Source organism: Marinoscillum furvescens DSM 4134, assembly GCF_003386095.1.
Taxonomy (GTDB): domain Bacteria; phylum Bacteroidota; class Bacteroidia; order Cytophagales; family Cyclobacteriaceae; genus Marinoscillum; species Marinoscillum furvescens.
The window spans coordinates 160,982-186,503 of record NZ_QREG01000001.1; the positions used below are offsets into that span (position 1 = coordinate 160,982).

At 47.0% G+C, this 25,522-nt stretch carries 24 protein-coding genes; 16 read left to right on the forward strand and 8 right to left on the reverse strand.

Features of this window, described 5'->3' with window-relative positions:
• The first annotated feature begins 85 nt into the window (after nucleotides 1–85).
• Nucleotides 86–589, forward strand: a complete 504-nt coding sequence (locus C7460_RS00640; RefSeq protein WP_170147836.1) for a DinB family protein — start codon at nucleotides 86–88, stop codon at nucleotides 587–589.
• 4 nt (nucleotides 590–593) lie between these two features.
• Here C7460_RS00640 and C7460_RS00645 read toward each other — a convergent pair whose 3' ends face one another.
• Entirely contained in the window at nucleotides 594–1,751 is a 1,158-nt protein-coding gene (locus C7460_RS00645; protein WP_115866126.1) for a molybdopterin molybdotransferase MoeA, read from the reverse strand.
• A 113-nt stretch (nucleotides 1,752–1,864) separates the two neighbouring features.
• Between C7460_RS00645 and C7460_RS00650 the strand changes: the two genes are divergently transcribed.
• Complete coding sequence (locus tag C7460_RS00650) at nucleotides 1,865–2,473, forward strand: Uma2 family endonuclease (RefSeq protein ID WP_115866127.1); 609 nt, start codon at nucleotides 1,865–1,867, stop codon at nucleotides 2,471–2,473.
• Here the strand turns inward: C7460_RS00650 and moaA are convergent.
• The 5 genes from moaA to C7460_RS00675 are packed head-to-tail and all read right to left on the reverse strand — an operon-like array spanning nucleotide 2,470 to nucleotide 5,761.
• On the reverse strand, nucleotides 2,470–3,444 hold the full coding sequence (gene moaA, locus C7460_RS00655; protein WP_115866128.1) for a GTP 3',8-cyclase MoaA: 975 nt from the start codon (nucleotides 3,442–3,444) through the stop codon (nucleotides 2,470–2,472). The two genes, C7460_RS00650 and moaA, sit on opposite strands and share 4 nt — an antisense overlap.
• A complete protein-coding gene (moaCB, locus tag C7460_RS00660) occupies nucleotides 3,444–4,343 on the reverse strand; it encodes a bifunctional molybdenum cofactor biosynthesis protein MoaC/MoaB (RefSeq protein ID WP_115866129.1) in 900 nt (299 codons plus the stop codon). Before moaCB ends, moaA begins: the two co-directional genes overlap by 1 nt.
• A complete protein-coding gene (locus C7460_RS00665) occupies nucleotides 4,344–4,784 on the reverse strand; it encodes a molybdenum cofactor biosynthesis protein MoaE (protein ID WP_115866130.1) in 441 nt (146 codons plus the stop codon).
• Nucleotides 4,785–4,802: 18 nt separating this feature from the next.
• Entirely contained in the window at nucleotides 4,803–5,042 is a 240-nt protein-coding gene (locus C7460_RS00670) for a MoaD/ThiS family protein (RefSeq protein WP_115866131.1), read from the reverse strand.
• Nucleotides 5,036–5,761 carry a sulfite exporter TauE/SafE family protein gene (locus tag C7460_RS00675; RefSeq protein WP_115866132.1) on the reverse strand — a complete coding sequence of 242 codons (726 nt, stop codon included), beginning with the start codon at nucleotides 5,759–5,761 and terminating at the stop codon, nucleotides 5,036–5,038. The genes C7460_RS00670 and C7460_RS00675 overlap by 7 nt, the downstream gene beginning before the upstream one ends.
• Before the next feature lie 90 nt (nucleotides 5,762–5,851).
• Here C7460_RS00675 and C7460_RS00680 point away from each other — a divergent pair, with 90 nt between their 5' ends.
• The 11 genes from C7460_RS00680 (at nucleotide 5,852) to C7460_RS00730 (ending at nucleotide 20,667) form a co-directional block, all read left to right on the forward strand.
• Nucleotides 5,852–6,550 (forward strand): Crp/Fnr family transcriptional regulator, encoded by a 699-nt coding sequence (locus C7460_RS00680; protein WP_221409414.1) that lies wholly within the window; start codon nucleotides 5,852–5,854, stop codon nucleotides 6,548–6,550.
• 180 nt (nucleotides 6,551–6,730) lie between these two features.
• A complete protein-coding gene (locus C7460_RS00685; RefSeq protein WP_115866508.1) occupies nucleotides 6,731–7,996 on the forward strand; it encodes an alginate export family protein in 1,266 nt (421 codons plus the stop codon).
• Between the two features lie 28 nt (nucleotides 7,997–8,024).
• Entirely contained in the window at nucleotides 8,025–9,413 is a 1,389-nt protein-coding gene (locus C7460_RS00690) for a CmpA/NrtA family ABC transporter substrate-binding protein (RefSeq protein ID WP_115866133.1), read from the forward strand.
• 107 nt (nucleotides 9,414–9,520) lie between these two features.
• The gene (locus C7460_RS00695; protein WP_115866134.1) at nucleotides 9,521–10,618 is read left to right on the forward strand and encodes an ABC transporter permease; all 1,098 of its coding nucleotides are present in this window, start codon (nucleotides 9,521–9,523) and stop codon (nucleotides 10,616–10,618) included.
• 1 nt (nucleotide 10,619) lies between these two features.
• Nucleotides 10,620–11,504 (forward strand): ABC transporter ATP-binding protein, encoded by an 885-nt coding sequence (locus C7460_RS00700; protein WP_115866135.1) that lies wholly within the window; start codon nucleotides 10,620–10,622, stop codon nucleotides 11,502–11,504.
• A gap of 12 nt (nucleotides 11,505–11,516) precedes the next feature.
• Nucleotides 11,517–12,335 (forward strand): ABC transporter ATP-binding protein, encoded by an 819-nt coding sequence (locus C7460_RS00705; protein ID WP_115866136.1) that lies wholly within the window; start codon nucleotides 11,517–11,519, stop codon nucleotides 12,333–12,335.
• A 15-nt stretch (nucleotides 12,336–12,350) separates the two neighbouring features.
• Nucleotides 12,351–13,241, forward strand: coding sequence for a type IV pili methyl-accepting chemotaxis transducer N-terminal domain-containing protein (locus C7460_RS00710; protein ID WP_115866137.1), 891 nt, complete (start codon nucleotides 12,351–12,353; stop codon nucleotides 13,239–13,241).
• A 92-nt stretch (nucleotides 13,242–13,333) separates the two neighbouring features.
• Entirely contained in the window at nucleotides 13,334–14,248 is a 915-nt protein-coding gene (locus tag C7460_RS00715; RefSeq protein WP_115866509.1) for an NAD(P)/FAD-dependent oxidoreductase, read from the forward strand.
• Between the two features lie 100 nt (nucleotides 14,249–14,348).
• Nucleotides 14,349–15,701, forward strand: a complete 1,353-nt coding sequence (locus C7460_RS00720; protein WP_115866138.1) for a NarK family nitrate/nitrite MFS transporter — start codon at nucleotides 14,349–14,351, stop codon at nucleotides 15,699–15,701.
• 22 nt (nucleotides 15,702–15,723) lie between these two features.
• Nucleotides 15,724–19,233, forward strand: a complete 3,510-nt coding sequence (locus C7460_RS00725; protein ID WP_115866139.1) for a nitrate reductase — start codon at nucleotides 15,724–15,726, stop codon at nucleotides 19,231–19,233.
• A gap of 18 nt (nucleotides 19,234–19,251) precedes the next feature.
• Nucleotides 19,252–20,667 carry a rubredoxin domain-containing protein gene (locus tag C7460_RS00730; protein ID WP_115866140.1) on the forward strand — a complete coding sequence of 472 codons (1,416 nt, stop codon included), beginning with the start codon at nucleotides 19,252–19,254 and terminating at the stop codon, nucleotides 20,665–20,667.
• A gap of 31 nt (nucleotides 20,668–20,698) precedes the next feature.
• On the opposite strand, the gene C7460_RS00735 is transcribed toward C7460_RS00730, so the two are convergent.
• Together C7460_RS00735 and mobA are read right to left on the reverse strand one after the other, a co-directional pair.
• The gene (locus C7460_RS00735) at nucleotides 20,699–21,109 is read right to left on the reverse strand and encodes a hypothetical protein (RefSeq protein ID WP_115866141.1); all 411 of its coding nucleotides are present in this window, start codon (nucleotides 21,107–21,109) and stop codon (nucleotides 20,699–20,701) included.
• 113 nt (nucleotides 21,110–21,222) lie between these two features.
• Nucleotides 21,223–21,777 carry a molybdenum cofactor guanylyltransferase gene (mobA, locus tag C7460_RS00740; protein WP_115866142.1) on the reverse strand — a complete coding sequence of 185 codons (555 nt, stop codon included), beginning with the start codon at nucleotides 21,775–21,777 and terminating at the stop codon, nucleotides 21,223–21,225.
• A 365-nt stretch (nucleotides 21,778–22,142) separates the two neighbouring features.
• Here mobA and C7460_RS00745 point away from each other — a divergent pair, with 365 nt between their 5' ends.
• The 3 genes from C7460_RS00745 to C7460_RS00760 all read left to right on the forward strand — a co-directional run bounded on the left by C7460_RS00745 (nucleotide 22,143) and on the right by C7460_RS00760 (nucleotide 25,411).
• Nucleotides 22,143–23,318, forward strand: coding sequence for an RHS repeat domain-containing protein (locus C7460_RS00745; RefSeq protein WP_115866143.1), 1,176 nt, complete (start codon nucleotides 22,143–22,145; stop codon nucleotides 23,316–23,318).
• Nucleotides 23,319–23,672: 354 nt separating this feature from the next.
• On the forward strand, nucleotides 23,673–25,136 hold the full coding sequence (locus tag C7460_RS00755) for an RES domain-containing protein (protein ID WP_115866145.1): 1,464 nt from the start codon (nucleotides 23,673–23,675) through the stop codon (nucleotides 25,134–25,136).
• Nucleotides 25,136–25,411 (forward strand): hypothetical protein, encoded by a 276-nt coding sequence (locus C7460_RS00760; RefSeq protein ID WP_115866146.1) that lies wholly within the window; start codon nucleotides 25,136–25,138, stop codon nucleotides 25,409–25,411. Before C7460_RS00755 ends, C7460_RS00760 begins: the two co-directional genes overlap by 1 nt.
• Nucleotides 25,412–25,522 lie beyond the last annotated feature (111 nt).

Genomic DNA, 25,522 nt, shown 5'->3' on the forward strand with positions numbered 1-25,522 from the left:
AATAATTAATCTTACGACAAATAGTCCACACATAATTTTCAGTTCATTTTTCCGTTATCCTCTATCAGGCGACAACCCAACACAAATGGTCAAAATCAATCAGGTAGAATTTCTGGAAAAACAAACATTGGATGCTTATCACTGGTCCAAAACACTTGTATCTCAAATACCAGAAAAGTACTGGGAAGAAGAGGTCCCGGTTATTGACTCTTCTATCTCCTGGCAGGTGGGTCACTTGGTCACTCACACATATTTGCATGCTATCATCACCATCACCGGACACCAAAGCCATATTTTAGAACAGGTGCCCATAAAAACATATGATCGGTTGTATAAGGATAATTACTCGGGAACTCATCCCGAAAAACCAGAAAACTTAAGCAACCACCTGGATCAAATCCAACTGGAATCACTAGGAATTCTACGCCAGCTTACTACACAAGATTTACTCAAGCCGCTGGAGCCTACACGCACCCCTCACCCAGTAGCCAAGACCAAATTTGAGTCGCTGGACTGGAACATCAAACACACTATGTGGCACTGTGGGCAGATAGCCACCATGGCCCGGGTGCTCAAGCAGGCAAAGTGAGACACTAATAAGCAATGTAAGGTACGGATGCACCTTTCGGATATGATCCCGGCTGCAGGTAAACCAGCGCATTGCCCAAAGCAAATGAATGCAGCATAGAAGAGCTTTGCTTACCCAGAATTTCGATTTGCCCTTTCGCTAATTTGGATCGATAAAACACGGGACGATCCCCTTTCACTTCGTGAGCATGACTCAAGACCGCCTCCTCAAACTGACGCGAGGACTTGACTCCCAGATAATTTTCAATGAGCGGCCTGACATATACATAGAAGCAATTCAGCGATGAAGCTGGATTTCCAGGAAGCGCAAAGACATAAGAGGATTCATGTTTACCAAAATACAAAGGCTTGCCAGGCTTCTGTTTTACTTTGTAAAAGACCTCCTCTACTCCATTGGCCTCCAGCGACTGCTTTACAAAATCATAGTCCCCAACAGAAATACCACCACTAACGAGCAGTATATCTACTGTATGCAGCAGCTCTGCTACTGTGGCTCGGGTAGTTTCCAGGTCATCTTTCACCTGACGTACCTGTATGTTGGTCACACCCGCCATTTCCAGAGCTACTTTGAGCATTCCTCCGTTACTTTCATAGATTTGGCCAGCCCCCAGCGGCTCTCCGGGTGTCACCAACTCATTGCCAGTCACCATCAGCCCTACTCTTGGAGGCTTATACACCTCTACCGCAGTAATCCCCAGTGTGTAAAGCAAGCCAGCGGTAGCAGCATTTAGCAAATGGCCTTGTTGAAAAACCACATCACCCTCATGGATTTCCTCCCCAGCTTTTCGCACATTGGCGCCCTCTACCACGTCTTCCTCCAGCGTGATTTCACCTTCTTTGGCTACTACTTTTTCTTGCATCACCACGGCATAAGTACCTTCTGGAACTTTTGCTCCCGTAAAGATCCTCACAGCCTCACCAGGCTTTAAGACCTCCTCAGGGTTCACACCGGCAGCCACCTCACCCACAAGGGTAAAGGAGCGTCCCGCGCTGCCCAGCGCATAACCATCCATCGCTGAGTTATCAAAAATGGGTATATGGATGGGGGCCTTAATGTCGGTAGCAAGGATACATCCTGTAGCCTCCTCTACTTTTCGTTTGCTGGACCTCCTATTTACCGTCTGACGGCTGACATGATCCAATGCGTCTTCTACTGAAATCATAGCTATATCATTTAGTGGTATTGAGCTTCTTTCTTATTAAACGAACTTAGCACAAGCAAAGATCAATAGCACTATTGCCTGCAGATCGTTAACTTTAAAGTAAGAACATTTCCATGAAACCTTACAAGTCTACCGATACCAAAATCACAGACATCTCCGCACTGGAGCCAGATGCTATATACACCTACCAGGATTACTTGCGGTGGAGCTTCGAAGAGCGCGTAGAACTGATCAAAGGTAAGCTCTTCAAAATGTCTCCAGCACCCAGTAGGAAACACCAGGAAGTAAGCCGCGAATTAAGTCTGGCCCTCGGAAACTTCTTAAAAGGAAAGACATGTAAAGTCTATGCAGCTCCTTTCGATGTGCGCTTCCCAAATACCAACGACCAGAAAACATATACCGTGGTGCAGCCCGACCTTTGTGTGATTTGCGACCACACAAAGCTTGATGATGCAGGGTGCAATGGTGCCCCAGATCTGATTATTGAAATCCTCTCCCCCAGTACGGCGGCCAAAGACCTCAAAGATAAATTTGAGCTCTATGAAGAAAATGGGGTGAAGGAGTATTGGGTTATCTATCCCGAAGTGGCGGTCGTAGAGACATACCTACTAAATGCAGACGGCAAGTACAGCCCACCGGTCAAGTACGTAAACGGCCAATCAGTAAATTCTGAAGTGCTAGCCGGGTTCGAGGTACTTGTATCTGAATTGTTTGTAGACTAACCCCCAATACCTATCATGGTACGATTCTGCTCAAACTCCTCCTTTGCAAACACAGTCATTCCATCTCGCGAATATTTCTTTTGAGCAATATTCTGATGTATGAGAGGTGAAATAGCTGCTCCAGACCTCCATGCTGAGAGTAAATCAGTCTCATTGCGAGCAAAAAGGCAGTTTTTCATTTTACCATCAGCAGTAAGTCTTAATCGATTGCAGTCCTGACAAAAAGGCTTGGTCACGGTACTCACCACCCCAAACGAACCGTCAAAACCCGGAACCTGAAAATTATTGGAGGTACTATGTGCAGGTTTTTCAAGTGCTACCACCTCTCCAAGCTCTTTTCTCACATCAGTCAAGATCTCCTCTTCACTTACCCCTTTGCTCCAGTCCCATTGATTGCCTTTGAAAGGCATAAACTCAATAAACTTCACAGATAGGTTGCGATGCTTAGTGTATCGCACAAAATCCACAATTTCATTGTCGTTGACACCTTTGATGACCACCACATTGAGCTTAACGGTAAAACCTCTTTCCAGCGCCGTTTCGATATTGCGCATGATGCGCTCAAAATAATCTCGCTTGGTTATAAATGCCGCTTTGGCTTGTTCCAGGCTATCCAGACTAATGTTAAGATGTTTCAGCCCTACTTTTTCGAACAGCTCAAAATACTTATCCAGCAGGATTCCATTGGTGGTGAGCTTAAGCTTGACTGGAAGCTTTGCTAGTTCTTCGATCAGAAACGCAAAATTTTTACGCACTAGCGGCTCTCCTCCGGTTAGCCGGATGGTGTCCACACCTTCCTTTACGAACTCACCGGCTATGCTTACGATCTCCTCCAAAGTCATCAGATGTGCTTTATCTGTAAGCTCCACACCTTCCTCTGGCATACAGTAAAAACAGCGCAGGTTACACAAGTCCGTAACCGAAATGCGCAAGTAGGTATGTGTCCGTCCGAAAGTGTCTTTAATAGCCATTAGTCGTGTCTCCCTCCTTTTAGTACGTGAAAAACATGAAAAAGGCCTGGCAATACAGCATCCATTGCCTCCGTGGCACCATTGGTAGAGCCCGGAACAGCAAGCACAACCTGCTGGTTTCGTATCCCTGCCACCGAGCGAGACAGCATCGCGAACGGCATGCGATCCTGCCCATAACGCCGCATCGTTTCTTCTACACCATCCAGGCGGGTATCCAGCATCGGCACCAGCGTATCTGGCGTACTGTCTCTTGGACCTGCGCCTGTGCCACCTGTGAATATGACAAGTGATGCATCCGAGTTTTCCAGCTCATTGCGAATCTTGTCCGGATCATCCGGAATGATTTGATAAGAAGACTGTGTAAGCCCGTAGCTCGCCAGTTTAGCTTGAATGGCTTTACCGGCCCGATCTTCTTTCTCACCACGAGCAATGCTATCGGAGCAGACGACTATGTGTGCACTCAATCCGGAAGTGTTTGGATTACGATCAGATTTACCGCCTTTTTTGGTCAGCAGTTTAATGTTCGAAATCTCTACACCTTTATCGATAGGCTTCAGCATGTCATACATGGTAAGCGCCACTACGCTGGCTCCGTGCATAGCCTCTACTTCCACCCCGGTTTTGTAGATGGTTTTTACCGTCATCAGCACACGGATCTCCAACCCATCAAATTCGTATTCAATGCCTGTAAACTCGATAGGTAGTGGATGACAGTCAGGTAGTAGCTCCGATGTTTTTTTTACTCCAAGCAAGCCTGCAGCTTTGGCCATATCCAATACACTTCCTTTCGGCACCCGATTTTCCTTGATCGACTGGATGGTCTCTTCTTTGCTCACGCGTACTATTGCCTGAGCGGTAGCTACTCGCAGCGTTGTGGACTTATGTGTAATGTCTACCATTTAGCTATTTACTTTCCATTGGTGCCCCTCTCCTTCGAAAAGTTCCTTCCCGAATATCGGAACACGCTTTTTGATTTCTTCTACAAAATATTCCGTTGCAGCCATGGCCTGCTTTCTTCGCTGCGACGAAGTAAAAACATAAAAACACAACTGCCCTACCGGAATGGTACCCAAACTATGGTACACGTGCGCACAGGTAAGGTCAAATTTCTCGAAGACTTCTTCACGGATGGCTGCATACGTTTCGTTGGCCATCTCTTCATAAGCTGAAAACTCGATAGCCTCCACTACTTTCCCATCGATTTCGTCGGCACGCACCTGCCCCAGAAAAATGCTATGCGCACCAATGTTGGTGCGATCCTGATGATTGGCCACTGATGTCGCCAGCTTCTCGGGAGGAATGGCTCCTTCCACAAAAATGTTCTTAGGCTTTTTCTTCATTAGTCTCAATTTTATCAATTACCCGCCCGCAAAAGGCGGTAAAATAGCTACTTCATCACCCTCGCTTACAGGGCCGTTCGTACAGATTTTTCGATTGACAGACACCTGATAGCTGTCGGACTGCAAAGAAGGATACCTCTCCTGCAGCGCCTGATGTACTGACTCCACATCTGCCCCTTGCAGCAACTCCAGCTGCTCAGTGGCCACACCTGCTTTTTCAGCAATGAGCCCGAAATAATACATCGTAATCCTTACCATATAATTAGTTTTAAAGATGCCAAAGCCAAAACGGCTGAGAGTACGTATTTAAGTGTTCGATCTGAAGTCTTAAAACTGCCCATATAGCCACCCAAAAGTCCTCCAATCAGCGTTACCGCGATGTAGGGCATCACTTCCCATCCCACAGAAATTCCCGTCACTGCGCTGCCAGCCAGACCGGAGAGCGAATTGATCCAGATAAACAATGCCGAGATGGCTGCCGTCTGTTTTGCCTTGGCCCAGCCCAGCAACATGATGACCGGACTCAGTATAATGCCTCCGCCGATACCTATCATACCCGAAAAAAAGCCAATTACTAAGCCTATTATCAGGGCCAGAGGGCCATGTATATCCTTTTGTCCATCTACTGGCTCGCCAAAAATTCCCGACAAGCGCAGAACCGCAAAAACCAGCAATACCCCCAACACCTTCTTATAAAGGACAGGGTCCAGATCAATCATCCCCCCCACAAATGCTGCAGGTATAGATGTAACGGCAAACAACAGAAACAAGTCTCGCTTGAAATACCCATTGCGGTAAAATTGCCAAAAGGCAATGCCCGCCACAAATAAATTGAGCAGGAGCGCAGTAGGCTTCATCCATGCAGGAGAAAAACCATACAACGCCAGCACAGCCAAATACCCACTGGCACCCCCATGCCCCACAGAGGCATACAGGACGGATACCACAAATAAAATGATCAATAAACTGTACTCCATTTCTACAAATCTAATTGATACGCACAAGAGATACGTAGATGATTAAATATTAATTACGTATTTTTACGTAATTATCTAAATGAAACGATCATGGACTGCTCCACTTGCCACAACGAACATTGCATCATCAAGCGCAACAGCCGTCATGAAGGAATGAAAACCTTTATGGACCAAAAAAACACGTTGCAGTGCAAAAAGGGTCAAAGTTTCATCATAGAAGGAGCACCTGTCCACGGGCTCTACTTTATCCGTGAAGGTAAAGTAAAAGTGGCGAAAACAGGCCTGAACGGCAAAGAACAAATTGTTCGCTTCACCACCAAAGGCGAAACGATAGGGCATCGCGGCTTTGGAGTGGGCCAATTTTACCAAATAAGTGCAGTAGCGCTAGAAGACACTACACTTTGCAACTTTTCTACAGAAGCCATGACCGCCATGCTACATCAGGTACCCGCACTCACCTACGACCTGATGACTTTTTACGCCGAAGAGCTCAATCGCAGTGAAACCAAAGTGAAAAAATTTGCGCAAATGACGGTAAGAGAAAAAGTAATCGATGCCCTCCTTTACATCAACCGAAAATTTGGCCAATCACGCGAATTACTCAATTTACAGCTTTCCCGTAAGGAGATTTCTGATTTTGCCGGCACTACAGACGAACAGGTAACCCGTGTACTGTCAGCTCTAAAGAAAGAAGGACTGATCATCACTAAAAACAAAAAAATAGGCATCACAAACGTAGATTTACTTAGAAAAGAAATCTCAGTGCACAACTACTTCCTTGACAGCTAACAAGCTACCAAACAATAACTTATGATTAAAACCTGCGCTATCGCAGGTTTTTTTGTGCTATAAAGCCCCACCAACCCTGCACTTACTACACAAACAGATACTGTTCGTGCCTCTATGTTTGCATCATCTACGTAATTATACGTATCTCAAAAGCAAATGATAACTGCAAAACACAAAGACATGAACAAACTAGCTTACCTAACCGTGCTCCTTCTGGGATTGCTTAGCTACAATGCCACCGCACAATTCTCCATCACCGGAGAAGTCAGACCAAGAACTGAATTCAGAAATGGATTTAAAACGCTCACAGACGAAAGTCGAGAGGCTTCATTTTTCACCGAGCAACGCTCCAGGCTTTACTTCAATTACTCAGATTCTACCTTCAAGTTTAAGCTGGCCTTTCAAGACATCCGCTTTTGGGGCGAAACACCACAAATATTCAAAGAAGAATATGGAAAAACATTCATCAGCGAAGCCTGGGGACAATATTATTTCTCACCTGCATTTTCTGTAAAAGTAGGTCGTCAGATCATCTCCTATGACAACCAGCGATTTCTCGGTGGGCTGGAATGGGCACAGCAAGGCCGCAGACATGATGCTCTTCTATTTCTCTACGAAAAAGGAGCTACTAAACTCCACACAGGATTGGCTTACAATCAAGACGATGACGTACCCGAACCTGCATTCTTACAGGGAGATGGTGCCGGCTACTATAGTGTAGGAGGCAACTACAAAACCTTTCAATACGCCTGGTACAACCAATCCTTCGAAACCGGCTCGCTTTCCCTGCTTGCATTCAATGCAGGCTACCAAAACCCGGATACTACGGTATCATTTAAGCAAACCTTTGGTCTGGTAGCCTCTAAAAAGCTAGGCGGACTCAAACTTGCCGGTGACTTTTATTACCAGACAGGCGAACTAGGCACCAGCAAAGTGAATGCCATGCTCGCAGGAATCAATGCCACGCTAGCTACACCAGTGACACCACTCACTATAGGAGTAGAATACATCTCTGGAAAAGATGACGATGACACGTCCTCTGACATCACCAATTTCAGCCCGGACTTTGGCACCAACCACGCACACAATGGATTCATGGACTACTTCTTCGTAGGTCCTGCTAATGGTAACGTGGGCGTCACAGACATCTACCTAAAGACCAGCTTTCAAGTAGCTGGAGGAGCATTGAAAGCACACATACACGAGTTTATGACTGGCTCTACACAGCTGAATGCAGAAGGACAAGAACTAGGCAAAACCATGGGAACTGAGGTAGACCTGGTATATGCCAAAAAGCTCAAAGGTGGGGTGGTCTGGAACCTGGGCTACTCTCAGCTTTTTGCCACCGACACCATGGAAGCCCTACGTGGAGGAGACAAAAGCGCGCTCCAATGCTGGGCATGGACCATGATCACCTTCAAGCCCACCTTTTTCACTAGCAAATAAATAACCACTAGCATAAAAACACTAAACCATGAAATTATTCAAATCCACCATAGTACTAGCACTGTCTGCCCTCATCTGGGCAGCGTGCTCAGGCAGCACCGCTAAAAACAAGACAGCTTCAGTAGAAGCAGCGACAGAAACCACTGCTGCCAAACTGGCCATCGAAAAGCCACAGCTCACCTTTGGGTTTATCAAACTTACTGATATGGCACCTTTGGCTATAGCCAAAGAGTTAGGATACTTCGAAGATGAAGGGCTATTTGTAACCATCGAAGCTCAGTCCAACTGGAAAAACGTACTCGACAGAGTAATCGATGGGCAGCTGGATGGCTCACATATGCTTGCAGGTCAGCCCATAGCGGCAGGCGCGGGTTTTGGCCGTCAGGCTGAGCTGGTCACACCCTTTTCCATGGACCTAAACGGAAACGGCATCACGGTATCCAACGAAGTATGGAGCAAAATGAAGCCTAATGTACCCAAAGATGAATCGGGCAAACCCGTACACCCAATCACTGCAGATGCCCTCGCTCCGGTAGTCAAAGAATTTAAAACTGCTGGACGTCCCTTCAAAATGGGCATGGTCTTTCCCGTATCCACCCACAACTACGAAATCCGTTATTGGCTGGCTGCCGCTGGCATCAACCCTGGCTACTACACCGCCGATAACATTCAAGGGCAGGTAGATGCAGATGTACTCCTCTCGGTAACACCTCCACCTCAAATGCCAGCCACTCTAGAAGCGGGAACCATCTATGGCTACTGCGTAGGTGAGCCCTGGAATCAGCAAGCAGTTTTTAAAGGCATAGGCGTACCTGTGACCACCAATTACGACATCTGGAAAAACAACCCTGAGAAAGTATTTGTCATGACCAAAAAATTTGTGGATCAGTACCCGAACACCGCCACGGCCGTCACCAAGGCACTCATCCGTGCGGCAAAGTGGCTAGACACCCCAGGCAACCGCCCTAAAGCTGTAGGGATCCTCAGCATGCCGGAGTATGTGGGAGCAGACTCGGTAGTGATCGCCAATTCCATGACGGGCACATTTGAGTTCGAAAAAGGAGACAAGCGCTCTATGCCTGATTTCAACGTGTTTTACAGATACAACGCCACGTATCCTTTCTACTCAGACGGCATCTGGTTCCTGACCCAAATGCGCAGATGGGGCCAAATTCCCGATAGCAAACCTGCAGACTGGTACCACAGCACTATCAAAGACATCTACCGCCCGGACATCTGGAGCAAAGCAGCTAAACTACTGGTAGAAGAAGGACACATTCCCGCTGAAGACCTACCGGAAACCGACGGCTACAAACCCGCAACGAATGAATTCATAGATGGGCAAACCTATGACGGCAAAGATCCCCTTGGATACATCAACAGCTTCGCAATTGGCAACAAAGACGAAGGAATCTAATGTGTAGAGGTTGGTGCGAGAGGGTAACGGTGACGGCCGCCCCTCTCCACCTCCCATACCTCCACACAGCTAAAGCGATTATACCAACAACACATATCACTCTACACATGAAAACTAAAATCATCAAAACTCTCCGATTTATCGGGCTTGGATTTCTAGAGCCTTTGATCAGACTCATCAGCGGTGAGGAACCACAAAAAAACGCGTCACTTTTCTTAAAAAAAGCCATTTTGCCCGTGGCATCCATATTCATCTTTGTGCTGATATGGCATACTGGGGCCACCGCTCTCTACAACAGCGAGGCATCTGCACGTATAGAAAAAGCACGTACAGAACAGGGCGAAGCGGCCGCCACTGCCATGAAGGCATGCATTGAGTCTGGAGACATTAGCTGTCAGCCAAACACCTTACCCTCACCAGCCAAAGTATGGGCTGCCTACAAAGCTCTCTGGGCAGATCATGTGCAAATCGCACAGAAAAAAGAAGAATTTCAATCGAAAGTAGCCGCCACCAATGAACAGCGCGCTGCACAAGGCCTGGCTCCCATTACCTATACCGGCCGCCCTTCATTTGTAGATCAGATCGGCACAAGCCTAAAAACAGTAGCGGCAGGATTCCTACTGGCCATGTTCATAGCAGTCCCCATCGGCATCATTATGGGGCTAAGTGACTCCCTGCGTACCGCATTCAACTGGCTCATCCAAATTTTCAAACCCGTATCTCCTGTGGTGTGGCTTTTACTGGTTTTTATGATCGTAAAAACGCTCATCACAGACCCCACCATGGACAAGTCCTTTATCATTTCATTTATCAGTGTAGGGCTATGTGCTATGTGGGCCACCCTGGTCAACACAAGCATGGGAGTGGCCAGCGTAGACAAAGACTACATCAACGTAGCTAAGGTACTCAAGCTCAACATCGGTCAAAACATCTTCAAAATCATCCTACCAGCCTCTCTTCCGTTGATTTTCACGGGGCTGCGTATCACCGTATCCGTAGCGTGGATGGTGCTCATCGCCATAGAGCTTTTAGCACAAAGTCCGGGACTCGGCTCATTTGTTTGGGAGGAATTTCAAAATGGTGCCAACGACTCCAACGCCAAAATCATTGTAGCCATGTTTGTGATCGGGACGATCGGATTTCTGCTAGATCGCATCATGCTCAGCGTACAAAACCTGATGACTTTCAACAAAACCACCGCCTGATATGCCAATACTCGAACTAAAAAATGTATCCAAATCATTTGGATCAGGCAGCAGCCTCATAGAGGTACTTTCAGACATTAATCTGTCGGTCAACGAGGGAGAATTTGTAGCAATCGTAGGGTTTTCTGGCAGTGGCAAGACCACCTTGATCAACCTGATCAATGGGCTGCTTTTCCCAGACCAGGGTGAAGTATTGCTTCACGGCAGCCCTGTCGAAGGACCAGGACCGGATCGAGGAGTGATATTTCAAAACTATTCATTGCTCCCCTGGCTATCGGTCTATAGCAATGTGAAACTGGCAGTAGACGAAGTTTTCCCAAAGCTCTCCAAAAAAGAGCGAGACGAACACATCAAGAAATACATCGATATGGTAAACCTTACTCCAGCTTTGGACAAAAAACCCTCAGAACTCTCCGGTGGCATGCGCCAAAGAGTGTCAGTAGCCCGTGCCCTTGCCATGAATCCAGAGATACTTCTGATGGATGAGCCCCTTTCGGCTCTGGATGCCCTTACACGCGGTTCGCTTCAGGAGGAAATCATCAAAATCTGGAATCAGGATAAAAAAACGGCTATTCTCATTACCAACGACGTAGACGAAGGCATCCTAATGGCCGATCGCATCATTCCGCTTACTCCGGGACCAAAAGCTACCCTCGGGCCGGAGTTCAAAGTAGGGTTTGAGCGTCCACGCGACGTTACCGAAATTAACAAGGATGAGGCGTACAAACACCTACGCAACAACATCCTGGAGTACCTCATGGATGTAGGGGCCACCCGCAAACAGGTAAGTGATCAGCGCTACATGCTACCAGACCTAAAGCCCACCATGCCCGGCAGGGTCATTTTCAGAAAACGTAAGAAAAAAGTACAAGTCAAATATTTCTAAAACCACACACTCATGGAAGCATTACTAAAAGAAGCACCCAAGGTAAACCATCACCTGGATCACATGCCCAACATGCTGGTGTGTGAAAACCTCCAAAAAGTCTACCCAACGCCCACAGGAGATTACGTGGTACTGGATGATTTACAACTCGAAATCAAGCAGAGCGAATTTGTATCCATCATCGGGCATTCGGGCTGTGGTAAATCCACACTACTCACCATGATCGCCGGCCTCAATGAAATCAGCGGAGGCACCATCTACGTAGACGGAGAACCGGTGCGAGAAGCAGGCCCAGATCGGGCTGTGGTATTTCAGTCTCCCAGCTTACTGCCCTGGCTTACCGCGCTGCAAAATGTACTGATAGGCGTCAAGCAGGTATTTCCTTCGGCATCAAAGGCCGAAAAACTAGAAATCTGCAAATACTACCTGGACAAAGTCGGGCTAGGTAATGACTTTCACAAAAAAGCGACTGAGCTCTCCCAAGGCATGCAGCAGCGGGTGGGTATCGCTCGAGCGTTTGCATTGAAACCTAAAATACTCCTGCTAGACGAACCCTTTGGCATGCTGGACTCCCTCACCCGGGGAGAGCTACAAGATGTACTACTAGAGATCTGGCAAAAAGAAAAAATTACAGCAGTAGCCATCACGCACGATGTAGACGAGTCCATCTTTTTGGCCGACCGGGTGATCATGATGACCTCCGGCCCTTATGCCAAAATAGGTGATGAACTGGTAATTCCTTTCGCACGTCCACGCAATCGAAAGGAAGTTCTGGAGCACCCTGAATACTATGACTATCGCGCGTATTTACTCAACTTTTTAAATCACTAAACAATCATCTCAGCTATGAAAAAATTCACTTCAAAGTACCTACTAGTATTAGGCGTACTTACACTGGTTATCCTCGGCAGTCAATTGCTGATGCAAAAGACCATCAAAGACAGCAAGTCAGATGCTCGCATCATCAACATCTCCGGGCGTCAGCGGATGCTTAGCCAAAAAATCACCAAAGCCTCACTCAAACTTCAAACGGCTGAAGACAAGCAAGCCTTTGATCTCGCTAAATCAGAACTGCAAGCAGCCTACAAGCTTTGGACTACCTCACATGCAGACTTACAATTTGGTAGCTCTGAAATAGATGTAAGCGAAATGAACAAAGACCAGGCCTTGCAAGCCCTATTTCAGCAGATAGATCCCTTTTACACAGCGATCAAACAGGCCTCCGAAGAACTGATAAGCATGAGCTTCGAAACAGCAAACTCCTCCAGAAAAAACCAGGCGACGGATGCAATAGCCGCTATCAAATCCAATGAAGGAGAGTTTCTTACGCTGATGAACAAGATCACCTTCCAGTATGACAAGCAGGCATCCGCCAAAATCGAAATGCTTTCAACGGTAGAGTACTATTTGCTGGGCACCACCTTGCTGGTGATTCTCATGGAAATCCTGTTCATCTTCAGACCGATGTTTGTAGACTCCAAACAAAAAGAATCCATTATTTCTAAACTCAGCGTACTGAGAAACGACGAACAAAACTACTCCTCCACACAAATCAAGCAAGCCAACAGTAGAATCAAAGAACTCAAAAAGCTCGCTATACAATTGAAAGAAGAAGTAATCGAAAAAGACAAATCATACACCCTAAAAACCACCAGCCAAATGATGGAAAACCTCAAACTGAAGGGTCGCATAGAGGAACTGGAAGCAAAACTGGACCAACCCAGCCACGCCATCTAACAGGTAATGCACACGACATAAGTAATATCATAATTGCAACTTAATTGCATTTATGATATTGAAGTGTGTTCTTTGAGCCCAAAAAAAATCAAATGAACACACCATCTACTTTTGACGTCATAATCATTGGCGGCAGCTATGCCGGATTATCAGCAGGGTTAGCTCTCGGTAGGTCCTTGCGCCAAACTCTAATAATAGATGCTGCCCAGCCATGCAACAGGTTTTCGCCTCATTCTCAAAACTTCCTTACTCAGGATGGCAGTCCGCCATTAGAAATAGCCGCTACTGCCAGAGAACAGGTACTTAAATATGAATCCGTGACCTGGCTCCAGGATTATGCGGTGCAGAGCCAGCAAATAGCTGGTGGCTTTAAAGTAAAGAGCCAAGTTGGTCAAACATTTCACTCCAAAAAACTCGTAATAGCCACTGGCCTCAAAGACTTGATGCCTGACATTCCTGGGTTTGCCCAATGCTGGGGAAAAAGTATCATTCATTGCCCCTATTGTCATGGCTATGAGGTCAGAAATCAGCAGACCGGACTCCTGGCCAATGGCAAAAAAGCGCTACATCTCAGCAGCCTGATAAAAAATCTGACCAGCAAACTAACCATTTTCACCAACGGTCCCCAGGAGTTTGATCACAAAGAATTGGCACTCCTGGCGAAACACCAAATTCCCGTCATCGAGGCTCCAATCACTGAAGTCATTCATGAGCATGGCAACTTACAAAAACTCAAGCTCGCCGATGGATCCTCCAATGCACTGGACAGCCTTTATGCCAGCATTCCCTTTGAGCAACACTCAGATATCGCCGCTCAGCTCGGCTGCCAACACAACGAACAGGGCTTCATACAAGTAAACGAAATGCAGCAAACTACAGTGGAGGGTGTATATGCTTGCGGCGACAACTGCTACCCATTACGATCGGTAGCCAATGCTGTGGCTGCTGGCAATAAAGCCGGTGCTGCACTGAATATGGAAATGGCTCAAAACATCTTTCATAGATAACCCCACGAAGTTTTACGTATTTTAAATACGTATTTTTACTTATTTATTGAAAGTTATTACGTAGTTTTGAAACTAAGTAATTACGTAAAAAACTTTCATTATGGAATTATCTAAATCAGGACAAGCCAAACAAATCAAGTTATTTGACCTCAGCAGCCTCCACATGAGGACTTTTCACCTCACGTGGTTCGCTTTTTTTCTCTGCTTTTTTGGCTGGTTTGGAATAGCCCCCATGCTTTCGATTGTTCGAGAAGACCTGGGAATCACTACCGATCAAATCGTAAACACCAACATGATCGCTGTAGCATCTACGGTATTTATGCGCCTGATCATAGGCTGGTTATGCGACCGAATCGGTCCTCGCATTACCTACACCTGGTTATTGATTTTAGGTTCTATTCCTGTGATGCTTATAGGACTTGCCCAGAGCTATGAGCAGTTCTTACTCGCTCGTATGTTTATCGGAGCCATTGGTGCAGCGTTTGTCATCACACAGTTTCATACATCAGTGATGTTTGCCCCCAACATCGTGGGTACTGCCAACGCCACTACAGCTGGCTGGGGAAACCTGGGAGGTGGTGTCACCCAGCAGGTCATGCCCATGGTATTTGCCGGAGTGCTGGCCTACGTAGGTGCTGAACACCTCGCCTGGAGGTATGCCATGATTGGCCCGGGTATCATGCTACTCCTTATGGGAGTTGCCTATTACTTCTTTACACAAGACACTCCGCAGGGCAACTACAAAGACCTGCCCAACCGCTCGAAAAAGAAAAAAGACGCTAACGGCTCAATGCTTGCCGCTGTAAAAGACCACCGGGTATGGGTTTTGTTTCTAATCTACGGAGCGTGCTTTGGGGTAGAACTCATCGTCAACTCCAAAGCCGCTTTGTACTTCACAGACTACTTTGATATGGACATCAAAACGGCTGGACTGATCGCTGGGATCTTCGGATTGATGAACCTCTTTGCTCGCTCACTAGGCGGAGCTATCGGAGACCGCTTCGGAAGGATGTCTGGTCTCAATGGTCGTGTAAAATGGCTTTTCCTTGCACTCTTTTGCGAAGGCCTGGCGCTCATTCTCTTTTCCCGAATGGGCACCATCCCAAGGATCATCGGTGCACTGCTAGTCTTTAGCCTCTTTGTACAGATGAGCGAAGGAGCCACCTATAGCGTGGTACCTTTCATCAACAAAAAAGCACTGGGTGCGGTATCCGGAATCGTAGGTGCGGGCGGCAATGCAGGCGCAGTAGCGGGCATGCTTTTATTCAAAAAACAACTTACCGGACTGGAGTGGACCGATTCTTTCCTCATCCTCGGGGTGATCGTATTGGGAGTATCATTCTTCAGCTTCCTGGTGCGCTTTTCTCCTGCCATGGAGGCTCAGGCTCGTGAAGACAAATCTGAAAAGGAAGCAGCCATAGAACTACATCCAGAAGTCGTAAAATCAGCCTAATCCCAACAAAACCATCTCGCTCATGCCACAAAAATGGGGACCACCGATCAAAACCACCTGCTCCTACTGCGGAGTAGGCTGCGGAATAGAAATACGCAAAAGCGACAAAGGCAAGCTCACACTGAAGGGCGACGAACAATACCCTGTGAATAAAGGGATGCTATGCAGCAAAGGGATGAACTTGCACTATACCGCAATGGACCAAAGCGACCGACTCACGGCACCTCAAATGCGCTGGAGTAGACGGCATCCACTAGAAGAAGTCTCCTGGGATACGGCCATGCAGCGAGCAGCAGCAGTATTCAAGACGTTTATAGAACAGCACGGCCCAGACAGTGTGGGGTTCTACGTATCGGGCCAGCTACTTACCGAAGAGTATTACCTGGCCAACAAGCTCGTAAAGGGTTTTTTGGGTACCAACAACATCGACACCAACAGCCGTCTGTGCATGAGCTCAGCTGTGGTGGGCTATAAAGAGACTGTAGGAGATGATGCCGTGCCCATCTCCTATGAGGACATAGAGCTGTCCGATACCATTCTCATAGCTGGAGCCAACCCGGCATGGTGTCACCCAATACTTTTCCGACGCATCGAAAAGCATAAAGCCGAAAACCCAGAAGTAAAAATAATAGTAGTAGACCCTCGGGTGACTGATAGTTGTGCACTGGCGGACCTGCACCTGCAGGTCCAGCCGGGTACCGACAAGTATCTATTTCATGCCGTAGGTCAGTACCTGATCGATCAGGGGATGATCGATGAAGCCTTTATCCGCCAGCACACCAACGGATACGAGCAATACGCCAAAGAAGTAAAAGGCAAGTCACTCAAAGAATATGCAGCCATCTGTCAGGTGCCGGAAGACGATATTATCCAGGCTGCCCGCCTGATTGGGCAATCCAAAGGCTTTATCACCATGTGGGCCATGGGGCTCAACCAAAGCACGACAGGTGTCAACCAAAACCTGGCACTGATCAACCTCAACCTGATCACAGGAAAAATAGGTAAGCCTGGTTGCGGGCCATTTTCACTCACTGGTCAGCCCAATGCCATGGGCGGACGCGAAGTAGGTGGCCTGGCCAACCTGCTGGCAGCACACAAAAACCTCGCTAACCCCGAACACCGAAAAGAAGTAGCCGACTTTTGGGGAGTAGAGTCCATCCAGGAAAAACCCGGACTTACAGCTACAGAGATGTTTGACGCCCTGAAATCAGGCAAAATGAAAGCCATCTGGGTGATCTGCACCAACCCCTCTGTGAGCATGCCCAACGCACGGCTGGTAGATGAAGCCCTCAAAGCAGCGCGTTTTGTAGTGGTGCAAGACATTTCTAAAAACAGTGATACAGCACAGTATGCCGACCTACTGCTGCCAGCTGCCGGCTGGCTGGAAAAGGAAGGAACCATGACCAACTCCGAGCGACGGATTTCGTACCTCCCCAAGCTGCTGGACCCTCCCGGCAATGCACTCCCCGATGCAGAGATACTCATGCGTTTCGCTGATAAAATGGGGTATCATGGCTTTGACTTTGAGTCTATGAGTGAAGTCTATGACGAATATGCGTTGCTCACCAAAGACACCCCTATAGACATTACTGGGCTTTCTTACGAACGCTTAAAAATAGAACGGTCCATGCAATGGCCCGTACCTGCTCCCAACCACGGGGGCACTCCGCGCCTGTTTGAAGACGGGAAGTTTCTTACTCCCGACCAAAAAGCAAACATTCACACCACTGGACCAGAAAACGAGGCAGAACCAATCAGCCCTGACTTCCCGCTGATCCTCACCACCGGGCGTATCCGCGACCAGTGGCACACAATGACCCGCACAGGCAAAGTATCCAAGCTCAAAAAACACATCGACAGGCCCTTTTTGGAAATCCATCCAGAAGACGCAGCTCAAAGAGGCATCACCGAAGGCATGCCGGTGCTCATCAGCAATGCCCGTGGCGAAGTGCAGGTAGCAGCACGTCTGAGCACAGCCATCAAAAAGGGCGTGGTATTTCTCCCTATGCACTGGGGCAAAAAGCTCAATGGAGACCTGAACAGGGCCAACAACCTCACCAGCGAACGCTATGATCCCAAATCCAAACAGCCTGGATTCAAATTTTCGGCAGTAGAGGTAGTACCTTATACCGCTCCCCCCCGCAAGGTTGTAGTAATCGGTGCTGGTGCCGCAGCTTATCGCTTTGTCAATACCTACAGAGAATTTAACAAATCGGACGAAATCCACGTCTTCTCTAAAGAAAAGTGGCCTTTTTACAACCGGGTACTACTGCCGGATTATGTAAACGAAACCAAAGAATGGAAGGATCTGGTGAAATATACCGAGACCGAACTGGCACAGCTCGATCTGGTCTTGCACCCTGCCAATCCCATAGAAAAAATAGACCGTGAGCACAAGACGGTTACAGATCATCATGGAGCGTCCCATCCTTACGACATGCTTATCATGGCCACTGGTAGCCGGGCGTTCGTACCGCCAAATGCTCCGATGCACCTGCCGGGCGTATTTACCATGCGCGACAGAGAAAATGCCGACGACTTAAAAAAACAGCTCTGCCCTGGGAGTCACGTCCTGGTGATCGGCGGGGGACTTCTGGGGCTGGAGCTGGCTGCGGCTCTCACCGAAATGCAAGTGAGCGCCACCATCGTACAGCTCGGCTCCCGACTGATGGAGCGCCAGCTAGACCCTGTAGCCAGCGCCATGCTGCGCGAGTATGTAGAAGACCTGGGCGTGCGCGTCTATACCAATGACGAGGTGGTAAGCATCACCGAAAATGAGCAAAAGCTTCTGGACATTTCTCTGAAAAGTAGCAACAGTCTTACAGTTAATGCCGTGGTGTACGCCATTGGCACCCGACCAAACATCCAACTCGCAGCTGATGCAGGACTGGAGCATGGACGCGGCGTGAAGGTAAACGACTACCTGCAGACCAACGACCCGGACATCTTTGCCCTCGGCGAAATCGCTGAGCACAATCAGCGAATGAACGGCATCACTGCTGCGGCTGAAGCCCAGGCAGACATCTGTGCTCGCTACCTTGCAGGTGACCCTTCACAGTATTATACCGGTACCTCACCCATGAACATCCTCAAATTCCCCAGTCTGGACCTCTGCTCCGTGGGGATTCCGGAAATACCGGTGAATGGAAAAAACTACAGCGAGATTACATTCCTGGACCGGGAAGCACTGTTTTACAAAAAGTGCATCATCCACAATGACAAACTGGTGGGCACCATCCTCCTCGGAGACAAAGCGGAGTTTGCGGAATACAAGGAACTAATAGAAAGTGGCACGGAGCTATCCGAAAAACGAATGCAGCTGCTAAGATCCGGTAATGCACCCGAACCAGTGAAGGGCAAACTGGTATGCTCGTGCAACAATGTGGGTGAAGTCAACCTACAGGAAGCCATAAGCAAGGGCTGTCAGGACCTCAACAGCCTGTGCCAGACAACTGGCGCCGGGCTTGGCTGTGGTAGCTGCAAGTCAGAGGTAAAACGATTGATCGATCGGTCTGTGGAGCCGGTCAGCTAAACGTATATTTGTGAGCATATGCAAGTAAAAGACCTGGTAAGGATATTTGTAAAAGGAGGCATCATCTCTCCCGGAGAGTTTCTAAAGTTGCTTTTGATGGCCGAAAAACTGGGCGCGTCCCACGTGCATTTTGGCTCCCGACAAGACATCCTCTTTGCCGCCAAGGAAAAAAGCAAAGAGATACTGGACGAGACTTTTAAGTCCATCCAGACGGAGTACGAGATCAACTCTTTTGAGTACCAAAACATCCTCAGCTCCTATGTCTCACAGGATATCCTACCGGGAAAAAAGTGGCTGGCATCACACATCTACCACTACATTCTCAATAGCTTCGATTACCGCACCAGGCTGCGTGTAAACGTGGTAGACCCTTCTCAAAGTTTGGTTCCGCTGTTTACCGGGCAGGTCAACTTTATTGCCTCTGGGCAAGAAAACTACTGGTATGTATACCTGAGGTTTCAGCACATACAAAACGCCCCATGGCAAATGCCTCTTTTGGTGTATACCGAAGACCTGGTAAAAATCGCTCGTGCGCTGGAAGACAATGCTATAGCCAACAAAGACTGGAGCTACCGGGAGATTTTCACCTTCCTCACGGACAATGTAAAAATGAACACCCAGCCCGTAACGGAAAACCTGGTACTACCGGAAACCCACTTCCCTTACTACGAGGGGATCAATCGACTGCCAGACGGGAAATACTGGCTAGGTCTCTACTGGCGCGACAATAAATACCGGATCAGCACCCTAAAGGCCATCATGGAGCGGTGCATCGAAACGGAAGTGGGCAAAGTCACGCTCACACCATGGAAATCCTTTGTGATCAAAGGCATCTTCGAAAAAGACCGGATAGGATGGGAAAAGCTGATGGGAAAATTTGGAATGAACCTGCGCCACAGCTCGCTGGAACTCAACTGGCACCTGCCTGCATTGGATCAGGAGGCCCTGGATCTGAAGTTTTACCTGGTGCGCGAGCTAGACAAGCAGGACATCAGTACTTATGGCCTCACGTTTACCATCAAAACCACACCAAACATCACCCTGTTTACGTCAGTAGTGATCGAAAAGTGCGAAGAGCCCGAAACCTACAACATCCTTTACAGCAAAAACTTCAACCCCAACCTTACCGACTACCAGACTTATGCGAGCAAGGTGCATAAATCGGTATTGGCTGCACTTATTCTGGAGCTCAGCTTGGTATACTTTGAGGGGATGGATGAGGAAAAGAGCCCGTCACCCAAGGTAAAATCCATTACCGAAAACCTAGAAAAAGACCTGTACCAGTGTGTGCACTGTCAGACAGTATACGACGCGTCGTATGGAGACCTGGAAGCTGGTATTGAGCCCGGCACGGCCTTTTGGAGCCTACCGAGCAGCTATACCTGCCCTACGTGCGGAGGCAGCAAAGAGGGGTACCAAAAAGCCAGCATCTAATACTCCCTCTTTAGCCGCTACTCCATTAATATCAGTCTCCTGGGCTGATAGAAAAAGAACCGTCTCCTTTGAAGTCTTTGAGAATAACTTCAACAGTCCATTCGCCAGCTGTTCCACTTTGGGATACGCCAGATTTGGAGTCATCTCCCACGCCGGAAGTTAACGTTTGGTTTAAGACCACCTTTCCATCTGCATCTGTGATCTGTAGCTGAAAACTACCCTCTTGAGCAGCGGTGATATCCATATTGTAATCTACTGTAGTTAGGTTATTGGTCCAGGTGTATGACTCAGTGGCACTACCACCATTTCCGGTAACATCACCGCCCAAATCACTTCCTGTTTCATTGATAGATACAGATGCAGTAAGCTCCGGCTCGTCTTCACAGCTCATCACTGCGAATGCAAATAGCAAAAGAAATCCTAGTCTTGTTAGCGTTTTCATTGGTTTAATTATTTAATGTTTCGACTCTGTAATTGTTATATAAACATACTAAACCGAATTTCTCCTACCTTCGAATATGGATTTTTTTCAGTCTTGAGAATACTACACCTTAATTAAGAATTCAAATCCTCTCTGCTGTTGGCATTTTTAAGCCATTGCGGATTTGATGGCACTATGGTTTTAACCATGGATTTTTTCAATACCGACTGCAGGCTGTAGTCGCCATTGCGGATATTTCGGCGGATAACTATATATGCGGATGGATGGTAAAGCGTGCATGTGGTCTCGAAAAAAGAGCTCCCCTCCTGCTGATAAGTGATGACATCATAGTTTTCATCATCTGCCCGGAGCAGTTCGTTAACCGTTTCTACTTCAAAATGTATGAGATCACAGGCTACCACTAGCCAGCTGGTATCCGGAAATGCTGTGATGGCTGCAGCCAGCCCTCCAATGGGTCCTATTCCATCATGAATGTCTTTGATAAGTGGCACCGATCCATGAAGTTTTTTCACTTGTTCTGCACTACAGGAAAGATAGGTTTCTAAACCGAGCCCGGTCAGAAGCTCATACAAATGCTGGTACTGAGGTTTACCGTTTACTTCCATGAGAAACTTATCCGTTCCCATGCGAGTGCTTTTACCCCCTGTCAGGATTAAGGCTTTGATCATGAACTAAAGATACGGAGATGTTCCAATCCTTAAAGTATCATGCCGAATATTGTTCCTTGACCTAGCGCAAGCCTCCGCTTGGGCTTGAGATAAAAAGGCATCCACTTGTGCTTGAGACCAAATGGCATCCATGCTAGTCTAAAAAGCTCCATGGCGAACACAAATCCCTTCATGCCTAATTTTATTTCGTCATGGTGATTTTTCCACCTTCATGCCAAATTTTATTCGGTCATTCCTGATATTAACTACTCCATGGCTGCCATGGAGAGCACCTCTACCACCATGGAGCGTATAATGTGAGCCATGGAACCTAAAAAGCCTTCCATGGCACCTTCTGAATCGGCATGGAGCCTCAAAACTGAGGCATGGGGCCTGCCAATACCAGCAACAGCCGCACCCTGGGCAACAAATCCTACGAACTCACCAACCACCTGGGCAATGTAATGGCCGTGGTGACGGATGATTTTACCATCACCACCGATGGCGTGACCAACACCAAAAAGGCCGAGGTGATCCGTAGCACCGACTACTACCCTTTCGGACTAGAGCAGCCCGGTACACGTGCTACCAGCCACACGGCCGGCAGCAGTGCCTATCGCTATGGCTTTAACGGCAAGGAACGGGATAACAGCTTCGGCAATGTCCATTATGACTATGGCTTCAGGATCTATAATCCAGAGATAGGGAAGTTTTTGAGTGTGGATCCGTTGACTTCTTCGTATCCATGGTACACGCCTTACCAGTTTGCGGGGAATATGCCGATTGTAGCAATAGATTTAGATGGGCTGGAAGAGTACATCGTTCATCAGCGTTCATTTGCTCCTTGGGATGCATTTGGTGATCTTTTCTTGTTATTTCAGAAGAGTTTTAGAGGTGATGATAGAGGGTTTTCACTTCTTGATCATACGGCCTACACTCCTGCAAGTAGGCCATGGGAAAACGCTTCGTCAAGATTGTACGGAGCTTCAAAGATTAGTTTAGGCAATGCTGGTTTTGTAGATGATTATAATTTTCAGACATCTAGTATTACGATGGGTAAATACATGTTTATTGGGAATGATTCTGAAGCAAGAGCCCCAGAACGTCAATATGGAAATTTTGATGGAAGCACATTAAAAACTCAGATTGAAGGGTCTGATCCATTAATTTGGAATATTGTTGCACCAGATATTGAATGGGCTTCTGACCTGAAATTTGGAAAGACAACAGGTAAGCTTCATGTTCATGGAGAAATTACTGGAAGAAATTTTCCAGCCTATGAGTCTTTTATTGAGGATGCCAAAGGAACTAGGGTTTTTCTCACAACTATTATGGCAGGCGAAAATGGTAACAGGTTAGAGTTGGGGCCAGAACTCCTAAATCCATTTTATGACTATTCAGAAAACATTAACATGTTTATTCATATTGATGATGATGGAAATTTTACCGGTCAATTATTTTCTAATGGTAAATCTTATTCAATTGATGAATGGAACACTATGCACAAGTCTAAGCCTGCTGCGAAAGATTTTGATGAAAAGGACAGGATGAGTAATGATTAAGACTATAAATAGAAGGAAGTTATGATCTTTTTTTCATTGATTATCAGCTGTCTTGCAGCTATTCTTTACGTAAATACTGACAATATGAAATCAACCTTTTCATTTGAAAAAAGGGGTAAATGGGTTGTTGTTTCAGTTGTGATATCACAAATAGTTTTTTATGCCATCTATTTTATTTTTAGTGATCTATTGATTGAATACTCAGAAAGCTATTTAAGGTTTTTATTTTTCCCCATTTTTCCAGCTGTTAGTGCAATAGTTTTTATAAAAGCTCTTCAATTGATATCTGTTTAAGAACCCCTACTAGTCCAAGGATGCAGAAATAATATAGTTACCTAGCGCAAGCGTCCGCTTGTGCTTGAGATAAAAAGGCATCCGCATCAGCTAAAAACAACCTCCATCACCTGGAACGCCTCCGGCAAAGTAGAGCAAGTCACGCTCACAAACGGTGACAAAGTACAATACCTCTACGATGCGGCTGGCAACAGAGTAGCTAAGCTACACACCCAGAGCACCACCACCTCTACTACCCGATACGTACGGGATGCCTCCGGCAATACCATGGCCGTCTATAAAAATGACGCACTGGCCGAGGTACCCATCTATGGCAGCAGCCGACTGGGTATGTATACCGGGGCCAATACCAGCAACAGCCGCACCCTGGGCAACAAATCCTACGAACTCACCAACCACCTGGGCAATGTAATGGCCGTAGTGACGGATGACTTTACCATCACCACCGATGGCGTGACCAACACCAAAGAGGCCGAGGTGATCCGTAGCACCGACTACTACCCTTTCGGACTAGAGCAGCCCGGCACTCGCGCTACCAGCCACACGGCCGGCAGCAGCGCCTACCGCTACGGCTTTAACGGTAAGGAAAGGGATCAGTCATTCGGAAATGTACACTACGACTATGGGTTTAGGATTTATAACCCGGAGATCGGGAAGTTTTTGAGTGTGGATCCATTGACCAAGAGTTATCCATCTTGGTCGCCGTACCCATTTGCTATGAATCGTCCGATTGATGGGATTGATTTAGATGGGTTGGAATTTATAAGTTACTTGGATGTAAATGCCTTGATGACATGGGGTGAAATTGCTAAGCAGGCCACCGAGTCTACAATAGATGGCATGGTTTACACCACCACTAGTTTAATTTCGGGTTTGGTCGAAGGAACGACTTTTGGATTTAGCCAGTTCGTCAACGGAAACGGTTACGTCAGCAACGTAAACGTTCCCGTTTATGGCTTTTCATTTGATGATGGGATACAGGAAACCAGAAGATTGGAAGAAGGACGCCCTGATTTTGGGGATGGACAGAGGCTGATGATGGGGACGGTAGACTTGATTGGTCTAGGCATAACTGGTGGTGGATTGATTAATGACATTGCAGGTCTTGGAACTAAATGGAAAGGTAAGCTTTATCGTTATGAGATTCCTGATAGAGTTTCTACTACTTGGGATACACATAAGTATAATGTTGCGGCTGAACACAGATACACAGGATCAGGCAATGGCGGTGTTTATGGTGGCACATCGCCAGAAACAGCTTACATGGAAATTTCACATTATGGTGCTCAGGATGGACGAGTATTGGTGTCGAAAGAATTTTCTTTGAACAATGTATTAGACTTAACCAACGTCGATATAAGAAAGCGTTTAGGAGTAAGTTTAGATGAAATAACTTCAGACAGCTATGATGTTACTCAACAACTTGGTAATTACGCCCGAGAGAACGGATTTGATGGTATTTTAGCTCCTTCTGCAAGAAACGCTAATGGATCAAATATGGTGATTTTGAATTCAAATGATTAATGGCTGCTTTAGAAAAATACTATCCTGGTGATAAAGCTTGGAACAATTTCGCAAAACTGTATAGCGAACACACTGACTCTCAAACTTATAGAAAACTTTACATGAAATTGAAGCAAGATGAAGAGCTAACTAATGTAATTTATGGAAAGATCGGTGCAGAAAACTGCGTTTCTTGGGTAGATGTGAAAATACCTGCTATTGGTTACCAATCTGTTCTGGATTTAATTGAGTTGGGTAATATTTTAGGTGTGCGAACGCTTTTAATGCGAATGTAATATACCCCCCACTAGTCCAAGTATGCAGAAATAATATAGTGATCTAGCGCAAGCGTCCGCTTGTGCTTGAGATAAAAACGCATCCCCTTATGCCAGAATCCAGGAAGCATC